Source organism: Allonocardiopsis opalescens (assembly GCF_003002095.1).
Lineage (GTDB): Bacteria > Actinomycetota > Actinomycetes > Streptosporangiales > Streptosporangiaceae > Allonocardiopsis > Allonocardiopsis opalescens.
This window is the reverse complement of sequence record NZ_PVZC01000005.1, coordinates 91576-111536: the sequence shown is the minus strand read 5'-3', so window position 1 is coordinate 111536 and position 19961 is coordinate 91576. Positions and strand designations below refer to the sequence as shown.

Here is a 19961-nt window from a genome sequence, read left to right as displayed (position 1 = left end):
TTCGGGAGGGCGTGGAGGGCCGTGTCCCCGGACCGGCGCGCGGCCTTGCCGACCGTCTGGGTCCGGTGGCCTGGGGACGGGTGCCGAGCAGGCGTCTGCGGCCGTGCGCGGAATGTCCTGGTCGAGCCCTTGAAACGGTCCGTCGCGGCTGGTGCTCCGCACGGCGACGGGACGGGCATCGGTGGGCCGACCGCGCGCCGAGGCGCGGTACGTTCGGAGGCTTCGGCGCGCGGAATCAGCATGGGAACGCCTTCACCAGCTCGTCGGCGGTGAGTACGTCGGTGTCCGGCCGGTACCACGGGAGTTCCAGCGTGCCGTCGAGTACCTCTCGGCGGCCGGGCAGCAGTTCCCGGGCGTGCGCGGCGTCGACGCCGGTGTGCGGATTGCGCGCGTGGTAGGGCCAGTGGTGCCCGGCGACCGTCACGGCCAGGCGGGCGCCCTCCGGTACACCGGCGCCGATCGGCGCGGTCGTCACGGTGAGCTCTTCGGCCCGGCCCGGCCGGTGCGTCCGGCGGACGATGCCCCGGCCGAGCGGCCGCGATCCGGCGGCGGTCAGCAGCGACAGCAGGGCGAACCAGTCCGCGTCCACCGTGTCGGCGCGCACCCGCAGCCGCACCGCCGCCGCACCGCGCAGCTCCCCTGCGGGCAGCGGCCCGGTGACCAGTACGACGTGGTCGCCGGAGCCGCGCCGCGCCAGGCCGTCCGCGTCGGACCGGAACGGGCGGCGCGGATCGGCGACGAAGTGCACCCCCGCGGACTCGTCCGACCGGGCGGCATGCGGCCGGCCGCCGACCGCGCCGGCGGCTGCCGGCGATCCGTCGACCGGGGGCCGCAGTGGGAGGACCGGATCGGCGCGTGTGTCGACCGACGGCTGGTGCGCGGAGCCGGCCGGTTCGCCATCGGGAAGGACCTGAGGCGCCGGGACGTCGTGGACAGGTCTGTCCACATCCGCCTTGTTCGCGGCATCGGCCGGGCGGGTGGCCGGGGCGCCGACGTTCGGGTGGGTCGTGGAAGCCGGTGGGAACGTGCGCTCGTCCGGATCGCGCTCCGGGACTCCGTGGAGCGGGGCAGGGCCTGCCGAGACGTCGTGGGCTTGTATGTCCTCCGACATCTGGTGTGTGGCGTCGGCTGAGCGAGTGGTCGGCTCGCTGATGTGCGTTGGGTCCGCGGATCCCGGTGGGTCCGGGTGCTTGCTCGATCGGTGCTCCAGGGCTTCGCCGACCGGGGTCGGGCGCGTCTGGAGGCCGTGGGCGCGCATGTCCGCCGGTGTCCGGCGGGCGTGATCGGCCGCCCTCGTGACCACGGCGCCGGCCTGCGAACGGTCCGTGGGCTCCGGTGAGGCCAGATGCTCCCACGGTTCGCGCGCCGGGGCCGCGTTGATCGTCCGGCCGTCGGTGCGGTGCGCGTCGCCGGAAGGGGCGTCCGTCTGCGCGGTCTCGGCTGGGAGCGGGGTGAGCGGTACGGACCGCGCCGGGACCGGGTGCGTGAACGTGCGCCAGGCGCCGTTCGGGGCGGTGGCGATCGCGGCGCGGTCGCCGCTGACGCCCTCGCCGCAGACCGCGCGGGCCCACGCCGCGTAGAGGGAGCCCAGGCGGCGGCCGCCGAGGGCGGCGCCGGGGCGGCGGGTGTCGAGCTCGTGGCCCCACGGTCCCAGCACCAGTCGGCGGGGGCCGCCCCAGCGGCGGGCCAGTTCGAGGGTGTCGGCGGCGAAGGGGTCATCGGTGCCGCCGATGGCCAGCAGCGGAACGCCGATGCCGGCCAGGCCGGCCCACAGCGCGCCTCGGCGCGGCGCCGACCACAGCTCGCGCCAGCCGGGGGGCGCCGCGCCGAGAACCCGTTCCGGCAGCTCGACCACTGGCAGCTCGGCCAGCAGCTCCTCGTCGGCCGCCACACCGATGCGCGGACGGCGGGTGCCGCCGTGCTCGGTCCACCAACCCACCCGGCAGGCCAGCCGGGCGGCTCCGCCCGGTTCCCTGGCGGTCTCGCCCGGGCCGAGCGCGGGCACGGCGGCGAGCACCCCGCGCACGCCGGCGGGTGCGGTCAGCGCCGCCGCGACCGCGCAGTAGGCGGCGTAGGAGGCGCCGGCCAGCACCACCCGGCCGTCGTGGCAGTTCTGGCCGGCGAGCCAGTCCAGCACGGCCGCACCGTCGGCCGGCTCGTTGGCGTACGGCAGGAAGGCGCCGCCGGAGTCGAACCGGCCCCGCACGTCCCCGACGACGCAGGTGAAGCCGTGCCGCGCCCAGCCGTGCGCCTCCGCCAGGTGCGAACGGCGCCCGTACGGGGTGCGGATCACCACGGCCGGCCCCGTTCGACCGGCCGTGGGCCGCACCACCGTGGCGGCCAGCCGCACCCCGTCATGTGCGGTGACGAGGTGCTCGGTGACCGACGGCGGCGTCATGGTGCGCACGGCGGCACCGGGAGGACCGGATGGTCGGCGATGGCGCCGCTGTCGAGGTCGAGCACGCGCAGCCGCCGCGTGGGCGGCAGTGCACCGGGGCTCAGTTCGGTGTCGCGCGGCGTCGCCGAGGTCGCCCACAGGCGCAGATCGAACGCGGCCAACTGGGCGACCAGCACCGCCTCGAAGGCGCTCAGCCGCTCGTCGCCGCGCGCCATGGCGCCCGTGTGCGCGTCCGAACTGCGCTCCCAGTAAGCCGTGAGGTGGACGTGGCCCGAGCCGGCCGCGGCGAGCCGGCGGCGCCGCACGTCGGTGTGCGAGACATCGTCGGGGCGCGACGCCACCGGTTCCAGCAGCACATGCCGCCCCTCGCGACTCACCCGCTGCCAGGCGACGCCGGCGGCCGGCAGTGCGTCCAGCGCAGACCAGCCCGGCGGTGCGGGGCCGTCCGCGATGGCGCAGACCGCGGTCCAGCCGCCCTCGGCCAGCTCACGGGGGGTGGTGGCGTCGTCGACGGGGGAGGGGCGCGCGCCTGCCCGTTCCAGCGCCTCGGCGAGCGCGTCGTGCAGCGAAGCGCTCGTGGTGAGCACCGCGACGGAGGCGCGTCCGCTCGGCCAGACCGGACGGTTCCCGAGGTGCCCGGCGGAGGCGAACGCGGCCAGCGGCTCCCGCAGGACCCGCACGTCGCCGTCGGCCCCGGCGAGCGCGTCGAGGGTGGCTCTGGCCGTCGCCTCGGGCAGTGCCAGGTCGAACATCTCCCCTGTCGCGCTGCGCAGCGCGGTACCGCGCCCGTCGACGGTGAACAGCGCGGCCCCGGGGCGCAGGGCGGGGCGGGCCGGCACCGGACCGACCGCGCCGTCGGTGTGGGGGTTCGCGGTGGGCGTCGGCTCCATGGGGTCGCTCCCGTTCTGAGGGCGTCGCGGGTGTGTCGGCGCCGGGACCGCCGGGCGCCGACGCGGCCGGCGGGCCGGATGCGGTGCGGGGCCGAGCGGGTGTGGAGGCGGACGGGCTTCGGCTCGGGCGTCAGGGCTGGGACGGGTGGGCGGACATGGGGCTCCTCGGTGGTCCGGGCGGCCGTGGCCGCGGGCTTCGCGCTCGTGGGCGCCTGCCTTGCGACCATGCCATGACCGGCCGCCGAAGTGCCTTGGGTCATCCACAGGGCGGCGGTGCCGCGGCGAGTTGTCCACAGATTCGCCACGGAGGCTGCGGTGCGCACGGCCGGGCGCAAGGCTGGTCGCAGGGGTCGTCCCCCCAGGGAGGGCGGGGGACTGCCTGGGGGCGGGTGGTGGGGGACTGGGGATGTGGGTGCTGGTCCGGTCTGGGGTGGTGTGGTCGGACGGTGGCCCGGCGGCGTGTGGATTGCGGGTGGACGGGGTGGACGGGGCGGACGGGAGTGGTCGCGCGGGTGGTGGCGGAAGGTGTCCGGGGTGGCCCCCGCCGCAGGGGCTGGTGGTGGAGGAGCACCGAGGGGGCCTGCGGCGGGGGCGGTGGTCCGGTTCGACGGGGGGCGTTCGGCGCTGCTCCGTGGGTCTCCCGTCCGGTGGAGTGGCGCTGTGGACGCTTGCGGCCTGCCGAACCGGCGGGCCGCCGCGGATGCACCGCGGCGGCCCGGGTGTCACTCGGTGTCGTCGTCGACGGCGTCGAACGGGCTTTCCACCAGGGCGTTGCTGTGGCTGGCGGAGTTGTGCGGCAGCTCTCGCTCGCTCTCGACGGGCACGAAGATCTTGTCCATGCGGTTCACCTCCCTCGCTGTGCGGGGTCGCCAGGCCCAAAGTAGGCAGCAATGAGAATCATTTTCAAGAGGGGAGGGCGGACTTCGTGGTCCGTCTGCCGGCGACACGGCCTTGACCTGCCAGGTCGACGTTCGAGAATGAAAACCATTACTATTTTGAGCCATGGTTAACGACACAGCGGCCGAGCCGGACGCACGGTCGCCCGAGCGGGCCGACCCCGACTTCCGCCGCTACCTGACCGCACGCGTGGTGGCGGTGGCGGGCGGCCTGGTGGCCACGGTCGCGCTCCCGGTGCTGGTCTACCAGCTGACGGGCTCACCCGCGTGGAGCGCCGCCGTGGCGGCTGCCGAAGCACTGCCCTACCTGCTGTTCGGCCTGGTGGCCGGTGCGCTGGCCGACCGCGTCGACCGCCGCCGGATCATGGTGGCCGCCGACCTCGCGGGCGCCGTGCTGCTGGCCACCCTGCCCGCCGCGTGGTTCCTCGGCGGCCTCACCGCGGGCCACGTGCTGGCGGTCGCCTTCTGCGTGCAGACGCTGTTCGTGCTCTTCGACGCGGCCAACTTCGGCGCGCTGCCGACCCTGGTCGGCCGGGCCCGGCTCACCAGCGCCTATGCCGGCGTCTACGGCGCCACCACCCTGGTCGAGCTGCTGGTGCCGCCGCTGGCGGGCCTGGCCGTGGCGATCGTGTCCCCGGCGCCGCTGATCGCGCTGAACGCGCTCACCGCCGTCGCGTCGGCGCTGCTGATCCGCGCCATCGTCCGTCCGCTCTCCGCGCCCCCGGAGGCGCGCCCGCCGGCCCGCCGGGCCGCCGCCGAACTGCGGGCCGACATCGCCGCCGGCCTGGGCTTCCTGTGGCGCGACCGCATCGTGCGCACGCTCACGCTGGTCGGCACGACCCACGCGGTGGCCAGCGGTGCCTGGGTGGCGATGCTGGTGCCGTGGGCCGACCGCGTGCTCGGCGTGTCCGCCTCGGGCGACCCCCGTATCGCGGTGCTGTTCGGCTGCTGGGGGGTCGGCGGGCTGCTCGCCTCGCGGATCGTCACCCCGCTCAGCCGGCGGCTCGGGCCCGCCAGGCTCGCGCTCGCCGCGCTGCCCGCCTCGCTGCTGTGCGGGCTCGCCGTGGTGGCCGGCTCCCACTGGCTGCTCGCCGCCGCCGGCGCGGTCGCCTGGGGCGCCGCCTACTCCACCGTGGTGATCAACGCCGTCACCTACCGCCAGCAGGTGAGCCCCGACCACCTCCAGTCGCGGGTGAACACCACCGCGCGCATGCTGTCGTGGGGGCTCGGCCAGCCGCTCGGCGCGGGCCTGGCCGGCGCCGTGGCCGTCACCTCCCTCGGCCCGCGCGGCGGTCTGGCCGCCGGGGTCGCGGTGCTCGCGGTCGGCGTGCTGCTGGCCTGGCTGTCACCGCTGCGCGCCGAGGCCCGCCGCCCGGTCCCGGCCCCGGAGACCGCCTCGGCCTGAGCAGTCCCCGAAACCGACGCACACCCGCCCGTCGGCCGCGCGAAAGCGCGCCGACGGGTGGCGCCGACGCTCAGCCGACTTCGGCGATCCAGTCGCGCAGCGCTGCCGCGTCGCGGACGAACGCCTCGGGCGAGTCGTCGGGCACGAACTCCAACAGCGCGTCCCGGGGCGCCCCGTCGGCGGCGAGCGCGGCGAGGACGGGGCGCCACAGGTCGGCGCGGGCCGCCAGCGGCAGGCGCTCGGTGTAGCCGTCGGCGCCCCACGAGAAGACGTGCACGGTGCGCAGCCGGGGCAGCAGCGCGCCGACCTCGGCCAGGCAGGCGGCCGTGTCGGGCAGCTCCCTGGGCTGCCAGTGCGCCACCAGGTTGGGTGCGCCGACCTCGCGGTAGAGCCGGGCCGCCGAGTCGAGGTCGTCGGTCAGCGACTCCACGTGGTACTCCACGGTGAGGTCGAGCCCGGCCTGCTCCGCGAGCGCGGCGCACCGCGCGAGGTCGCCCACGACCCGCCCCCGCTGGGCCGTGTCCGCCTCGGCCGAGCCGCGGGTGCCGGCCCAGACCCTGATCCGGGGCGCGCCGAGTTCGGCGGCGGCCGCCACCGCCGGTTCGAAGGCGTCGGGGTCGCTGTGGCCGGCCTTGTAGTAGGAGCCGTAGGTGCTCGGCTCGATGCCGGTGTCGGCGCACGCCTTTCGCACCGCGCGGGCGCGGTCGAGGTCGCCCGCCGGCACGTGCGTGTCGCCGGCCCACTCGATCACGCGCACGCCGGCCCGCTCGGCCAGCCGCACCACCTCGTCGGGTGGCAGGGTGCGGAAGGTCACCGACGCCAGTCCGGGCCGGACGCCGTCTGCCGTGGTCGCCATCGTGTCCACCTCTCCGCGGGCCGGGCGCTCCGGCCGCTGCTGTGGGATCGGCAGGTACTCTGCCTGCGCCGGTATGATAAGAATGAAAATCGTTCTCGGCTAGTCCGGGAGGCACGGGACAGACGGGCGGCCCGAAGGCCGCCGGTCCGGCACAGGCGGAGGCACGGATGACGGTGAACGCGGAGGATACCGGCGAGATCTTCTCCGCCGCGGCGGCCGAGTACCTCGCGGTCGCCCCGGTCGTGTGGGATCCCGGCGGCCGCGCCGCCGTCGAGCTGGCCGCCCCCGCTCCGGGCGACAGGGTGCTGGACGCCTGCTGCGGGATCGGCTCCTCGGCGCTGCCCGCCGCCCGCGCCGTCGGGCCGCACGGCGAGGTGGACGCGGTCGACCTCGCCCACGGGCTGCTCGAACTCGGCCGCCGCCGCGCGTCGGACGAGGGGCTGGCCAATGTGCGCTTCGTCCGCCACGACGTCACCCGCTGGACCGCCGGCTCCGGCGGCTACGACCTGGTCCAGTGCTGCTACGGCGTCTTCCTGCTGCCCGACATGGACGCCGGTACCGCCCACCTGGCCGGGCTGGTGCGGCCCGGCGGCCGCCTGGCGGTCGCGGTCTGGCGGCGCGGCGCGCTGCTCGACTTCGGCCGCGCCCTGTACGAGGTGGCCGGGCGGCACCGCCCCCGGCCGGACGGCGCCGAGCCGGGCCCGGCTCCGGCCGCCGCGGCGCCGATCGGGCGGATCGACACCCCCGAGCTGCTCGCCTCCTGGCTCGGCTCCTTCGGCCTGGCCGAGGTCACCGTGCGCACCGTCGAGCGCGCCGTCCCGCTCGACGGCGAGCTGGCCTGGAGCGTGGTGCTCGGCAGCGGCTTCCGCGGCGCCCTCGCCGGACTGGGCGAGGCCGCCGCCGAGGCGGTCCGCGCCGAGTTCCTCGCCCTGCTCGCCGAGCGCGGCATCCGCTCCCTGGACCTCAGCACCCTGGTCGGCGCCGGTATCCGCCGCTGAGCGCGGCCGCTGGAACGGCGGTCCCGGCGCCCCTCTGAGCCCGGACAAGTCACGAGAGGGGCGCCGGGGCCGCTCCGCTCAGCCGATCCGGTCGGACATGCGCGGTTCGGTCTCCTCGCCGTGCGCCGCCGCCTTCCTGGCGACGTCCTCGACGGCGTCGCCGAGGACCTTCAGCACCGCGTCCACGATCGCGTTCCCGCCCGCCGGGGTGCCGAGCACGGCCGAGACGCCCAGCGAGGCGACGCTCGCGCCGAGGTCGTAGGCCGACTGGGGCACCCGCACCATGTCGGCGTACTCGTCCCGCATCGCCTTGCGCAGGAAGGCGGAGACGGCGCCCTTCAGCTCGGGCGGCATGTAGCTCTCGTACAGCGCCACGCACTCGCGCGTCAGCAGCACCCCCTCGTCGCTGCGCCGCCACTCGTACTCGCGCGCCTCCATCCACAGCTCGGTCGCCTCCCGGCGGGTGCCCATCTCCGCGATGTACTTGTCCGGCACCCCCAGGAAGTGCGCGAGGACGGCCCAGGCGTAGACGAAGCCGTCGGCCTCGTTCCCGCCGACGCGCAGGCCGAGGTTGCGCATGCCGTCCAGCACTCCGACGGACAGGGCCAGCGCCGCCCCGGCCGTGTCCAGCTGCGACACCGGGGCGCCCATCCGCTCGTAGTCCCAGCGGCCCGAGCGGCGGTGCAGTTCGCGGATGGCGGCGTGCACCAGCCGCACCTTCTGGCAGATGGGCACCAGCGGGGAGCGCGGGCTGAAGGCGTCGGCCCGGCTCATGCCGGTGAACAGCCGGGTGGACTGCGAGAGCCTGCGGTGCGGCTGGTGCGAGAGCTGGTGGGTGGCGTGCAGCGTGTACGCGCTGACGGGCGACAGGTAGGTGCCGACGAGCCCGACGGTGCCCTGCAGCGCCGACGCGGCCGCGCGGTGGCGGTCGAAGAAGGCGGTGGTGTCGCGGAGCCGGGCCTCCTCCATCCAGTCGGGAAAGGCGCGGGTCGACTCCAGGAAATCGCGCAGCCGCGCCGGGGTCTGCGACGGAATGTCGGAATTCGCCGAACTGATCTGCCGGAACAGCTGATTGACGCTGTTCACCCGGCCCTCGTCCAGCAGCTCCCTGACGACCTCGTCGGCCGGAGGGTCGCCCAGGTCCTTGAGTTCCCTGGCGAACTGTATATAGCTCATGACCATGAGGGGCCTCCTCGCACCGGCAGCGGGCGGGACGTTCCCCGAGAACGAACCGGCCATTTCCGGACCACGCCGTGGATTCCGGCCGGCGACCGCGCCGCCAGACTGGACTAACCGTTTCTCCCCAGGCTACGCCCGCACTGAACATGTGATTAACGGACGCGGCCGAATGGGGATCCGAAGTCGCCAATGCTCCATTTAAATGGATCGTCGCGAATGTGCGAGGATCGGTCATCGGCGCGGCCGGAGCCTCCGCGCCGCGCCCGCTAGAGCTCAGGAGACACAGTGCCTCTTATTCAGCCGTCCCGTGTCCCCCTGGGTGCCGTTCCGAGGAGAGGCCGATGAGCACCGCGGAGTCCGGCACCGGCGACGGGGCGCCGCGCGGCGCCACCCGCCGCCGCGGCGAGGAGCTGGAGCGCGAGATCTTGGACGCCGTCCTGGACGAGCTGGCCGAGGTCGGCTACGCCCGCCTCACCATCGAGGGTGTCGCCGCGCGGGCGCGGACGGGGCGCGGCGTGCTCTACCGGCGCTGGCCCAACCGCGCCGAGCTGGTCGTGGCGGCGCTCGGGCGCCGGCGCTCCGGCGTGCCGGTCCCTGACACCGGCGCCCTCCGCCACGACCTGGTCGAACTGCTGCGCGCGATGGCCGGCCGCTTCGAGGGGATGCGCGACGACGTGGTGCGCGGCGTCATGGCCGAGGCGGTGCGCGAGCCCGGGCTGTCGGAGCTGGTGCAGGCGCGGGTCGCCCAGGTCGAGCTGGAGGACGCCGTGGAGCTGCTGCTGGCGCGGGCCGACGCTCGCGGCGAGGTGAACAGGGCCCGGATCACCCCGAGGATGCGCAGCCTCCCGCTCGACCTGCTCCGCAACGAGTTCGTGCTGCGCGGCGGGCCGGTGGGCGAGGAGGTCATCGCCGAGATCGTCGACGAGATCGTGCTGCCGCTGCTCCGGACCCGCTGAGGTTCGCATCCGTGCGCACTTGCGGCCCACCCGCGCCCTGAATAAGGTGCACTGTGTATCTAATTTCAGGAGGGTCTTGTGAGCGCAGCCGACGACGGACCGTGCGAGGTCCTGACCGAGGACCGGGTCGAGGCGTGGATGGCGTCGCTGAGCAACTGGGGCCGCTGGGGCGACGACGACCAGGCCGGCACCCTGAACCTGATCACCGACGCCAAGCGCGCCGAGGCGGCCGCCCTGGTGAGGGCCGGAGTCGCGGTGTCGTGCGCCTGGCCCATCACCACGCACGACCTCGGCGACGGCGGGCGGCCGCCGCAGCGCTTCGTCACCTCCACCGGCGGCGGCCTGCCCGGCTCGCGGGTGCGGGCGGCCACCGACCACCTGGCCATGCCGGTCCACGGCCTGTCCGTCACCCACCTGGACGCGCTCGGCCACATCATGTGGGACGGCCGCATGTACAACGGCGCGCCGGCGGAGTCGGTGACCGCCCACGCGGGCGCGGCGGTGAACGCCGTGACGGCGGCGGCCGGCGGCGTGCTCACCCGCGGCGTGCTGCTGGACCTGCCCGCCGCGCTCGGCGTGCCGTGGCTGGCCGGTGGCACCGGTGCCGCCCCGGCCGACCTCGACGCGGCCGAGGACCGCCAAGGGGTGCGGGTCGGACCGGGCGACGCCGTCCTGGTGCGCACCGGGTACGGCAGGTGGCGGCGCGAATCAGGCGGGAACACCCCGCTGCCCGGCGGCCGCCCGGGCCTTGGCGCGGCCTGCGCCGCGTGGCTGCGCGAGCGCGACGCCGCGCTCGCCGGCTGCGACACCGGCACCGAGGTGCTGCCGCCCGCGCTCGACGCGGTCCCCGCCCCCTTCCACGCGCTCGCCGTCGTCGCGATGGGGCTGTGGCTGCTCGACTGCTGCCAGCTGGAGGACCTGGCCGACACCTGCCGCCGCCTGGAGCGCTGGGAGTTCCAGCTCACGCTCGCGCCCCTGCCCTTCGAGGGCGCCACCGGCAGCCCGGTCAACCCCGTCGCCTGCTTCTGAGCGGCGACCGCGGCACGCGTCGCGAGAACGACGAACGCAATCGGCACCGAGAGCGAGGAACCGGCATGTCCGACACCAACAGATCAGGCGGGAACGGCGGGTTGGAGGAAGCCGAGGTGGTGGTCGTCGGCGCCGGCCCGGTCGGGCTGCTGCTCGGCTGCGAACTGGCGCGGCGCGGGGTGGACGTGCGCCTCTTCGACGCCAAGGCGGCCGGCACGCCGACCGGCGCACGGGGCCGCGGGCTCACCCCGCGCTCGCTGGAGGTCTTGGACGACCTCGGCGTGGCGGACGCCGTCTATGCCCGCGGCCGCCGGAACCCGGCGACGCTCCTGTACGACGGAGCGCGCGTCGTGCGGGAGGTCGATCCCGGCACCGACCCGGCCAATGAGCCCACGCCCGACTCCCCGCACCGGTGCAGCTATGTCGAGCTGCCGCAGCAGGCGACGGAGGCGATCCTCACCGAGCGGCTGGCCGAGGCGGGGGCCCGGGTGGAGTCCGGCTGGACCCTCACCGGGCTCGACGCGCGCCCCGGCCACGCGACCGCCGTGGTCGAGGCGGACGGAGCCGTGCGCCGGGTGCGCGCCGGGTACGTGGTGGGCTGCGACGGCGGGCACAGCACCGTGCGCGGGCTGGCCGGGATCGGCTTCCGCGGCGAGACCTGGGAGAGCGAGCACTACATCACCGGCTGCGTCGAACTGGACGGGCTCGACCCCGACCGGCTGCACGTGTGGCCGGACCCCGGCGCGGGCATCGTCGCGCTGAGCCGGCAGCGCGAGCTGGGCCTGTGGGTCTTCTTCGCGGCGGTCGCGCCGGACGCCGGCGGCGAGCTCCCGCCGCCGACGGCGGCGACGCTGCGGCGGATCTTCGACCAGCGCTGCGGGCTGCCCGGCGTCGCCTTCGGCGCCACCTCGGCGACCTCCACCTGGCGGCCCAACATCCGGATGGCCGAGCGCTTCCGCGCCGGGCGGGTGCTGCTGGCCGGCGACGCCGCCCATGTGCACTCGCCGTCGGGCGGCCAGGGCATGAACACCGGCATCCAGGACGCCTACAACCTCGGCTGGAAGCTGGCGCACGTGCTGCGCGGCGCCCCCGAGGCGCTCCTGGACTCCTACCAGGCCGAGCGGCTGCCGGTCGCCGCCGGGCTGCTGGCCAGCACCACCCGGCGGCACCGCGCCTTCCACCGCGAGGGCGGCAGCGGCGAGCGCACGGCCGCCGTCGGGAACACCATCGCCGCGACGGACACCTACGGCGACACCACCCAGCTCAGCATCGGCTACCGGGGCGGGCCGCTCGCCCGCGAGCTCGGCGGCCCGGCGGATCCGGCGGCGGGCGACCGCGCGCCCGACGCGCCGTGTGAGCGGCCCGGCGGCGGGCCGGTCCGGCTGTTCGACCTGTTCAGGGGCGTGCACCTGACCCTGCTGCTGTTCGGCGGCGCGGCCGCCCCGGCGTCCGTCCCGCCCGGCGGGCTGCTGCGCGTGGTGCCGGTGCTCGGCCCGGGGGAGGCGCCGCGGCTGGACGCCGTGGTCGACACCGGCGGCCACGCCCACCGCGCCTACGGCGCCACCGGGCCCGCCGCCGTCCTGGTCCGCCCGGACGGGCACATCGGCCTCACCGCGCCGGACGGCCGCCATCCCGGACTGGCCGACTACCTCGCGCTCACCGTCCCGCGGGCGGTCCGCGCCTAGGCGGCGCCGGTCAGCGCCAGGACGGCCCGGCCGCCGGGCCGTCCGCGGCGCGCTGCCGCCGGGCGGCCTCGCGCAGGGCGCGCTTGAAGTCGCGGTAGCCGTCGGGGCCGAGGGCGTCGGCGTGGCGCCGCTCGATCGAGGCCATGATGGCGTCGGCCTTGGCCATCTGGTCCAGGCCGCGCGCCGTGGGGACCACCAGCTTGGCGCGCCGGTCGGCGGGGTGGGGGCGGCGTTCGACGTAGCCGAGGGCTTCGAGCTCGTCCAGCAGCCTGCCGACGACCTGCTTGGTCCGACCCGAGCGGCGGGCCAGGTCGGTGGCGCGGCCGCCCTCGGGGTCGAGGTGGGCCAGCACGGCGCCGTGCCGGGGCCGCAGGCCGGGATGGCCCTGGCGGGCGAGGGTGCCGAACAGTTCGTCCTGGACGGCGAAGAGGAGGCGGGCGGAGAGGACGCCGAGGTCGGGATCGCGTTCTCCCCGCTCGCTGCGGCGCATGGCGTCCTCCACCCGTTCCTCGGCCTCGATGGTAACCATCTTTGACTATCTCAACCGGCGACCATATCGTTGCCGCCGTCAGGACCCGCACGAGCCGCACAAGGAGGCAGCGATGGCCACCACCGTCGAGCTGACCCGTTTCAGCGTGGCGCCGCACCAGACCGACGCGATGCTGGCCGCGCGCCCGGCGATGCTGGCCGACTTCCGCGCCGACCGCGCGGGCTTCCTCGGCGCCCGGCTGGTCGCGCTGCCCGACGGCGAGTGGCTGGACATCGTGGAGTGGCGCTCGGCCGACGACTTCGCGGCCTCGCGCGCCAAGGGCGCCAACCGGCCCGGTATCGCCGCCTTCTTCGCCGCCATCGACCACCTGGTGACCGCCGAGGAGGGCGTGCTCGCCGAGCCGGAGTAGCGGCCGCGCGCTAGCCGGCGCGGTCGGTGGGCTCGGCCGCGCCCGCCGCGGCGGCGTGGCCGGCGCCGTAGCCCTCGGCGCGGGCGGTGACGCGGCCGCCGCGTAGCCGCACCGCCGTCTCGGTGGCGTCGCTGACGGCGGGCACCCCGGCCGCCGCAGCGAGCGTGCCCGAGGCGTCGCAGACGATCCGCACCCGCGGCCAGGCCGAGGCCGGTACGGCCTGGCGCAGGCAGCCGCGCAGTTCGGCGAGGGCGAGCCGCACCAGCGGGGCCAGTTCGGCCGGCTCGCCGGTGACCGCCGCGACCGTCACCTCGGCGCCGGGCGGCGCGGCGCGCACCGCGTCCTCCAGGGCGGACAGGCGGTGCAGCCCGAGGACCGCGACCACGCCCTCGCCTCCCGGCCGCGCGGTCTCGCCGGTCAGCAGGTCCAGCACCGGCGGCGGCGACCAGGGGTCGTCGGCCGGCCGGGCGGGCGGCACGATCGGTGGGCCGGTCCAGCGGTCGCCCAGGTCCATCTCGGCCATCCGCTCGCAGGCGGCGACGACATTGAAGGGCTCCACGAAGCCGGGCGCCGCCCAGGCCAGCCGGCCGGCGCCGTGCAGCACGGTGAGGGCCGACTCGGCGACGCGCACCAGCCGGGCGCCGGGCGCCGTTGAGGGGTCGAGCCGCTCCAGGGCCAGCCCGAGCAGCACCGCGCTCACCTTCGTCAGCTGCGCGTACGGACGGGCGACGCGGTCGTCCACCAGCACCTCGGGCACCAGGTCGGCGCTGAGCCGGGCGGCGGCGCCGCGGTCGCCGGTGGCGAGGGGGAGCCGGGCGAGCCAGGCGCGGGCCAGCGCGCCCAGCGCCGCGTGCGGAGTGGCGCCCGGTTCGGCCGGCGCGGCCGCTTCGGCCCGCTCGGCGTCCTCGGCCAGCACGGTGAAGTACAGCGCGCGCTTGCCGGTGAAGTTGGAGTAGACGGCGCCGCGGGTGAGCCCGGCGCGCTCGGCGATGGCGTCGACCTTGGCCTGCGCGAAGCCGCGCTCGGCGAACTCCTCGCGGGCCGCGGCCAGCACCCTGGCGCGGTTGCGCTCCTGCGACTGGGCCCTGCTGAGCCGGACCATCGTCCTCCCCGTCCCGGCATTGCCGTCCGATGCGCGATCACGATACCGTCGGCATTCAGATGACGTCATCATCTGTTATTGGCATCCGAGAGAGGAGCGGACATGGCCGGGACCGGAACCGCGGCGGACGTGCCCGAGATCGACCTGACCGGCGCCGAGGTGCTGCGCGACCCCGTCGCCGCCTACGGCGCCGCCAGGGAGCGCGGCCCGGTCGTCCGGATCACCGCGCCCGGCATGCCGCCGATGTGGGCGCTGACGCGGCACGCCGACGCCAAAGCCATGCTGGGCGACCACCGCTTCGCGATCGGCGCCGACAGCTTCATGCGGCCGGACGTCTCCGCCGACCTGCTGCCCTACCTGCGCACCATGTCGGAGATGCCGGCCGCCGAGCACACCCGGCTGCGCAAGCTGGTGGCGCCCGCGTTCACCGTCCGGCGCGCCGCCGACTTCCGGCCGCGCGTCGAGCCGATCGTCGACCGGCTGCTCGACGGCCTGGCCGAGCAGGCGGCCCGGGCGGCGGACGGCACCGTCGACCTGCTGCCGCACTTCGCCCGGCCGCTGCCGATGGACGTGATCTGCGAGCTGGTCGGCATCCCTGAGGCCGACCGGCCGCGCTGGCGCGAGTACGGCGCCGCCGTCGCCGCCGGGCACGGCCAGGGCTTCGCCGACGCCGTCCCCGGCATCATCGACGGGGCCCGGGCGGCGGTCGCCCGCCGGCGGGCCGAGCCCGCCGACGACCTGCTCGGCGGCCTGATCCGCGCCCAGGCCGACGACGGCGACCGGCTGAGCGACACCGAGATGGCCGCCATGGTCTGGCAGCTGGTGCTGTCCGGGCAGACCCCGACCAACCTGATCGCCAATGCCGTGGCGGCCCTGCTGACCCGCCCCGACCAGCTCGTCGCGCTGCGCGCCGACCCGGCCCTGCTGCCCGGCGCCGTGGAGGAGCTGGTCCGCTGGTGCGGCCCTGGGATGCTGACCATCCCGCGCCGCGCCCGCGAGGACGTCGAGCTGCACGGCGTGCGGGTGCCCGCCGGGGAGCCCGTGGTCGCGGTGATCGCCGCCGCCAACCGCGACCCGCGCGCCTTCGCCGAGCCCGACCGGCTCGACGTGCGCCGCCGCCCGGGGCAGGCGGCGCACCTCGGCTTCGCCCACGGCCCGCACTTCTGCCTGGGCGCCGCCCTGGCCCGCATGCAGACCGAGGTCGCGCTCGGCGCGCTGCTGCGCCGCTTCCCCGGCCTCGCGCTGGCCGTGCCGCCCGAGCGGGTCCGGCCCGCGCCCGACCCCGGCACCCTGCGGACGGCCGAGGTCCCGGTCCGGCTCTAGCCGGCGGCGGCCGCGGCGGCCGCGATGGCGCGGACCTGGGCGGTGATCTCCTCGCGGTTGCGCTCGAACTCGGGGTCGGTGACCTCGGTGGTGTTGCCCGCGCCGAAGAACAGGATCGGCGTGTGCACGTGTCCGGCGGCCACATCGCCCCGGTCGAGCGCGTCGCGCAGCAGGGTGTTGCGGTAGGCGATCTCGTTGGACAGGTAGTTCCCACCGCCGCCGGAGCGCGCCGTGGAGCCGGGGGTGGGGCCGTCGGGGCGCATGACCGGCGCGGTCTGCCCGGCCGGGATCTCGGTGACCTGGGTGTTGTCGTAGACGGGGAACGGGCCGGTGCCCGCCGCCAGGATCTCCTGGTACGGCAGCGTGGTCTCGGTCCACTGCGGCTGCGGCTCGACCGTCGGCACGCCGCCGGGGATCGGTACGGTCTCGGCCGTTCCGGCGTTCTCGTTGTCCGGGGAGCCCCCGCGCCAGGCGCCGTTGTACCGCTCGATGTCGAAGCGGCCGTCCCGGCCCTGGCTCACCGTCACGACCAGGTCGGCGCCGCGGCGGCCGTAGTGCGGCAGCAGCGCCCGCTCGACCATGCCGTCGGCGAAGTCGCGCCAGCGCACCGGGAAGAGCGCCGTCTGGACGACCACGGGGCCCGAGGGCGTGTCCAGCCGCACGCCGTCCAGGGCCAGCGCAGCGGCGCCCGACGGGTTGGACCGGCGGATGTCGCCGTCCAGCTGGAAGGGGTCGAAGCCGGTGACGATCATCCGGGTCACGTCCGCGCCGGCCGGCGTCCGCATGGACTCCTGGCCACGCGAGTGGCGCTCCAGTCCGGCGATCAGTTCGGCGCGGGCGCCGTCGCTCAGCGCGAACTCCGGCCGCCACTGCCGCAGCGCGGCCGTCATCTCCAGCCGGGCCCAGTACAGCGGCCGGTCGTCACCGCGGCTCAGGTCGCCGCCCGCCGGTCCGCGGCCGCGCACCCGGTCGACGGCGGCCTCCCACAGCCGCTCGCCGTGCCGCTCGACCAGCCGCTGCGCCTGTGCGGGCGAGTCGGCGCCGCACAGCGCCGACGCGAATGCCGCGGCCCGCTCGGCGAAGCCGGAGCGGGCCAGGATCTCCTGCGGGACGGGGCCGGTGCGCCGCGCCTCCTCCACCGTGACGGCGGCGCCCGGTTCGGTGCACGCCGCGCCGCCGCCCGCCGGGTGCGCCGCGGCGGTGCCCGGCGCCGTGAGCAGCAGCGCGCCGACCAGTCCGCCGGCGCCGACCGCGCGCCGCAACCCGCCACCAGCGAGAATCGCCATATCCGACCCTTCCGGCCCTTGCGCCTGTTCTCGTGCGATCCGGACAGGCGGTATCTCACCACGGGTCAGGGGGTGACCACCAGGCGTCAGGGCGCTCGGGCGGCGCGGCGGCGCTGTGATCCTGGCCGCGCCGCAGGGCGGGCGAAGACCGGCGCAACGAGCCGAACCGTCTGGTTCGGGCCTTTGTCGGGGGAACGGCGGGAGCCGTTCGAAATCGGATTTCCGGCATTCCGTCCCCGTTTCGATTTCGGTCGGCAGCAGGGTCGAATTCGGTCGAGAGTTCGATTCGGGAAGCGTTTGACCTGCGGGTTCACCGGGAATCCCGGTCTCGGTCGATCTTCGTCAAATGATCGGCCGAACGGGGATGGCACTGATTCACAGGAGGTGTGAACGCCCGGATTCGAAATGCGCCGGGACGCCGGCGGCCAGGACGGGGCCGTCTGCGCCGGCACGACCTGGTAGCACCACCGCGCCGTCCGCCCGGCACCGAGCCGTGCGCGCCACCGCCCAGGGCGCGCAGGCCGCCGCCGGAGCGGCACCCGCGGCCGACGGGGATGCGGCCGCGGCGCACGGCCGGCGGCCGGGTTCCAGGTGCGGACCGTCGTCGCTCGCGCACCTGGAACCCTCGCCGCCGGGAGGGGACCCGCGTCCCGGCGGGTCCCCTCCCGGCGCCCGCACGGCCGGATCCGCCGACGGGCGCGGTCTGCGTTCAGTACGGTCGGGGGGACCGCCGTGCACCGCCGGCCCGTGCCGGTCCGGTGCCGTCCGCCGCCCGAACGGAGTCCGCGTGCCCGCCGACCGGATCTGGCTGGACGTCCCCTTCCAGGAGAAGGACGAGGCCAAGGCGCTCGGTGCGCGCTGGGATCCGAAGGCCAGGCGCTGGTACGCCCCGCGTGCGAAGGCCGAGGGGCTGGACCGCTGGGCGGCGCTGCCGGAGGTGCCCGAGACGCTGCCGGGCGAGGACCGCGCCTTCGGCCAGGGGCTCTTCGTGGACCTGGTGCCCGCGTCGTGCTGGTTCACCAATGTGCGCTCGTGCGTGGACGCACGCGACTGGGAGCGGCTGCGCCGGATGATCCTGCGCCGCGCCGGGCACGCCTGCGAGGCGTGCGGACGCGGGGAGGACCGCGCCGCCCGGCGCCGGCTGGAGGCACACGAGCGCTGGTCCTACGACTCCGCCACGCACGTCCAGGCCCTCCGGCGGATCGTCTGCCTGTGCACCGACTGCCACACCGCGACCCACATGGGCCTGGCGCAGCTGCGCGGCGAGGCGGCGCGGGCCACCGCGCACCTGCGCGCCGTCACCGGGATGACCGCCGGCGAGGCTCGGGCCCACATCGAGGCGGCCTTCGAGCTGTGGCGGGTCCGCTCCGCGGTCGACTGGAGCCTTGACCTGCGCATCCTCACCGACGCGGGCATCACCCTCGCCCCGCCCCCCGAGGCGGCGGAGCGGACCCGGGTGGCGGGGCGGCGCCTCGGGGAGCTGTGACGGCCGGGGACGCCCTCCGCGCGGCTCGACGCCGGTCCTTGCCGGGCGCTCCGCCGCCGCGGCTCTGCCCGCGGCAGATCTCCGCAGGGCAGAAACGCTGGCCACCGCTGTGCGCGGCCGCGCAGGCTGAAGGTGCCGGCCGGGGCGGGTGACGGATCCGTCCCTCAGCGGCCGGCACGAGGAGGAGATGTGTTCTCGACCCTTCCACGGCTGTCGGCGGCGGAGGCCGCCCTGGCGCCGTTCGACGACCAGATCACCAACCGGCTGCTGCTCGGCCGGATCGTGGTGCTGGGAGCGCAGGTGGACGACGCGATCGCGAACCGGATCTGCGCGCAGCTGCTGCTTCTGTCGCAGGAGGACTCCAAGCGCGACATCACCCTGTTCATCAACAGCCCGGGCGGGTCCGTCTCGGCGGGGATGGCGATCTACGACACCATGCGCTTCATCCCCAACGACGTCGCCACCCTCGCCATCGGCTTCGCCGCGAGCATGGGGCAGTTCCTGCTCTGCGCGGGCACGGCCGGCAAGCGCTACAGCCTGCCGCACGCCCGGATCATGATGCACCAGCCCTCCGGCGGGCTGGGCGGCACCGCCGCCGACATCGCGGTGCAGACCGAGAACCTGGTCTACACCAAGCAGACGATGCAGCGGCTCATCGCCGAGCACACCGGCCAGCCGCTGGAGCGGATCGTCGAGGACCAGCGGCGCGACCGCTTCTTCACCGCCGCCGAGGCCGAGGAGTACGGCTTCGTGGACCGGGTGGTGGCGGGCGTCGGCGAGCTGGGCGGCGACACCGCCCGCCGGTTCGGGTTCAACATCGACGGTGCGGCGGGCCGCACGCACGAGGAGGCGCGGGCATGAGCCAGTACACGGTCCCGGTGGTGGTCGAGCGCACCCCGCAGGGCGAGCGCTCCTACGACGTGTTCAGCCGGCTGCTGTCGGAGCGGATCATCTTCCTCGGCACCTCGATCGACGACGGGGTCGCCAATGTGGTGATGGCGCAGTTGCTGCACCTCGACCACGAGAGCACCGATCTCGACATCAACCTCTACATCAACTCCCCGGGCGGCTCCACCACGGCCCTGACCGCCATCTACGACACCATGCAGTTCGTCCGCGCCGACGTCTCGACCGTCTGCCTCGGCCAGGCCGGCTCGGGCGCGGCCGTGCTGCTCGCGGCGGGCGCGCCCGGCAAGCGGATGGCCCTCCAGCACTCCCGGGTGCTGCTGCACCAGCCGTCCACCCAGGGGCAGGGCGAGGCGGCCGACCTGGAGATCCAGGCCGCCGAGATCCTGCGGGTGCGCTCGGAGATCGAGGAGATCCTGGCCCACCACACCGGCCAGACGGTCGAGCGCCTCCGCGAGGACACCGACCGCGACAAGATCTTCACCGCCCAGCAGGCCAAGGAGTACGGGCTGGTCGACGGCCTGATCACCACCCGGCAGCTCGGGTCCCGCGCGGCCTGAGGCCCTGCGCGCGAGGCCGCTCGGTCTCCGCGCGGCCCGCGGCCGTCCGCGGGGGCGCCGGCCGCGGGCCGGCGGGGCCACGGGGCGGCATGCCGGTTCGTTCGAAC

At 75.9% G+C, this 19961-nt stretch carries 18 protein-coding genes; 10 read left to right on the top strand and 8 right to left on the bottom strand.

The window, feature by feature from the left end; all coding sequences use genetic code 11:
• Positions 1–235: 235 nt before the first annotated feature.
• From CLV72_RS17465 to amiA, 3 genes are all read right to left on the bottom strand, one after another.
• Positions 236–2398 carry a CocE/NonD family hydrolase gene (locus CLV72_RS17465; protein ID WP_245930313.1) on the bottom strand — a complete coding sequence of 721 codons (2163 nt, stop codon included), beginning with the start codon at positions 2396–2398 and terminating at the stop codon, positions 236–238.
• Positions 2395–3288, bottom strand: a complete 894-nt coding sequence (locus CLV72_RS17460) for a hypothetical protein (RefSeq protein WP_211302924.1) — start codon at positions 3286–3288, stop codon at positions 2395–2397. Before CLV72_RS17460 ends, CLV72_RS17465 begins: the two co-directional genes overlap by 4 nt.
• Before the next feature lie 722 nt (positions 3289–4010).
• Complete coding sequence (amiA, locus tag CLV72_RS33335; RefSeq protein WP_245930278.1) at positions 4011–4127, bottom strand: streptamidine family RiPP; 117 nt, start codon at positions 4125–4127, stop codon at positions 4011–4013.
• A 163-nt stretch (positions 4128–4290) separates the two neighbouring features.
• On the opposite strand from amiA, the gene CLV72_RS17455 reads away from it, so the two are divergent.
• Positions 4291–5589 carry an MFS transporter gene (locus CLV72_RS17455; protein WP_106247380.1) on the top strand — a complete coding sequence of 433 codons (1299 nt, stop codon included), beginning with the start codon at positions 4291–4293 and terminating at the stop codon, positions 5587–5589.
• Positions 5590–5659: 70 nt separating this feature from the next.
• Here CLV72_RS17455 and CLV72_RS17450 read toward each other — a convergent pair whose 3' ends face one another.
• Positions 5660–6445 (bottom strand): sugar phosphate isomerase/epimerase family protein, encoded by a 786-nt coding sequence (locus CLV72_RS17450; RefSeq protein WP_106248378.1) that lies wholly within the window; start codon positions 6443–6445, stop codon positions 5660–5662.
• Positions 6446–6612: 167 nt separating this feature from the next.
• Between CLV72_RS17450 and CLV72_RS17445 the strand changes: the two genes are divergently transcribed.
• Positions 6613–7443: a class I SAM-dependent methyltransferase gene (locus tag CLV72_RS17445; RefSeq protein ID WP_106247378.1), complete on the top strand. Its 831-nt coding sequence runs from the start codon at positions 6613–6615 to the stop codon at positions 7441–7443.
• Between the two features lie 78 nt (positions 7444–7521).
• Here the strand turns inward: CLV72_RS17445 and CLV72_RS17440 are convergent, their stop codons facing one another.
• Positions 7522–8619, bottom strand: coding sequence for an oxygenase MpaB family protein (locus tag CLV72_RS17440; protein WP_170141012.1), 1098 nt, complete (start codon positions 8617–8619; stop codon positions 7522–7524).
• Positions 8620–8963: 344 nt separating this feature from the next.
• On the opposite strand from CLV72_RS17440, the gene CLV72_RS17435 reads away from it, so the two are divergent.
• The 3 genes from CLV72_RS17435 to CLV72_RS17425 all read left to right on the top strand — a co-directional run bounded on the left by CLV72_RS17435 (position 8964) and on the right by CLV72_RS17425 (position 12292).
• A complete protein-coding gene (locus CLV72_RS17435) occupies positions 8964–9578 on the top strand; it encodes a TetR/AcrR family transcriptional regulator (protein ID WP_106247373.1) in 615 nt (204 codons plus the stop codon).
• 78 nt (positions 9579–9656) lie between these two features.
• Entirely contained in the window at positions 9657–10607 is a 951-nt protein-coding gene (locus tag CLV72_RS17430) for a cyclase family protein (RefSeq protein WP_211302923.1), read from the top strand.
• Between the two features lie 65 nt (positions 10608–10672).
• Positions 10673–12292, top strand: a complete 1620-nt coding sequence (locus tag CLV72_RS17425) for an FAD-dependent monooxygenase (protein WP_106247371.1) — start codon at positions 10673–10675, stop codon at positions 12290–12292.
• A 10-nt stretch (positions 12293–12302) separates the two neighbouring features.
• Here CLV72_RS17425 and CLV72_RS17420 read toward each other — a convergent pair whose 3' ends face one another.
• Positions 12303–12821 (bottom strand): MarR family winged helix-turn-helix transcriptional regulator, encoded by a 519-nt coding sequence (locus tag CLV72_RS17420; RefSeq protein WP_245930277.1) that lies wholly within the window; start codon positions 12819–12821, stop codon positions 12303–12305.
• A 73-nt stretch (positions 12822–12894) separates the two neighbouring features.
• On the opposite strand from CLV72_RS17420, the gene CLV72_RS17415 reads away from it, so the two are divergent.
• The gene (locus tag CLV72_RS17415) at positions 12895–13191 is read left to right on the top strand and encodes an antibiotic biosynthesis monooxygenase (protein ID WP_106247368.1); all 297 of its coding nucleotides are present in this window, start codon (positions 12895–12897) and stop codon (positions 13189–13191) included.
• 10 nt (positions 13192–13201) lie between these two features.
• On the opposite strand, the gene CLV72_RS17410 is transcribed toward CLV72_RS17415, so the two are convergent.
• Complete coding sequence (locus tag CLV72_RS17410; protein ID WP_106247366.1) at positions 13202–14293, bottom strand: TetR/AcrR family transcriptional regulator; 1092 nt, start codon at positions 14291–14293, stop codon at positions 13202–13204.
• 102 nt (positions 14294–14395) lie between these two features.
• On the opposite strand from CLV72_RS17410, the gene CLV72_RS17405 reads away from it, so the two are divergent.
• Positions 14396–15616 carry a cytochrome P450 family protein gene (locus CLV72_RS17405; protein ID WP_106247364.1) on the top strand — a complete coding sequence of 407 codons (1221 nt, stop codon included), beginning with the start codon at positions 14396–14398 and terminating at the stop codon, positions 15614–15616.
• Here CLV72_RS17405 and CLV72_RS17400 read toward each other — a convergent pair.
• Positions 15613–16902: a pyroglutamyl-peptidase I gene (locus CLV72_RS17400; RefSeq protein WP_211302922.1), complete on the bottom strand. Its 1290-nt coding sequence runs from the start codon at positions 16900–16902 to the stop codon at positions 15613–15615. The genes CLV72_RS17405 and CLV72_RS17400 overlap by 4 nt on opposite strands.
• Positions 16903–17689: 787 nt before the next feature.
• Here CLV72_RS17400 and CLV72_RS17395 point away from each other — a divergent pair.
• The 3 genes from CLV72_RS17395 to CLV72_RS17385 all read left to right on the top strand — a co-directional run bounded on the left by CLV72_RS17395 (position 17690) and on the right by CLV72_RS17385 (position 19854).
• Entirely contained in the window at positions 17690–18388 is a 699-nt protein-coding gene (locus CLV72_RS17395; protein ID WP_106247362.1) for a DUF5710 domain-containing protein, read from the top strand.
• Positions 18389–18577: 189 nt separating this feature from the next.
• Complete coding sequence (locus CLV72_RS17390; RefSeq protein ID WP_106247360.1) at positions 18578–19249, top strand: ClpP family protease; 672 nt, start codon at positions 18578–18580, stop codon at positions 19247–19249.
• Positions 19246–19854, top strand: a complete 609-nt coding sequence (locus tag CLV72_RS17385; protein WP_106247357.1) for an ATP-dependent Clp protease proteolytic subunit — start codon at positions 19246–19248, stop codon at positions 19852–19854. The genes CLV72_RS17390 and CLV72_RS17385 overlap by 4 nt, the downstream gene beginning before the upstream one ends.
• The last annotated feature ends 107 nt before the right edge of the window (positions 19855–19961 follow it).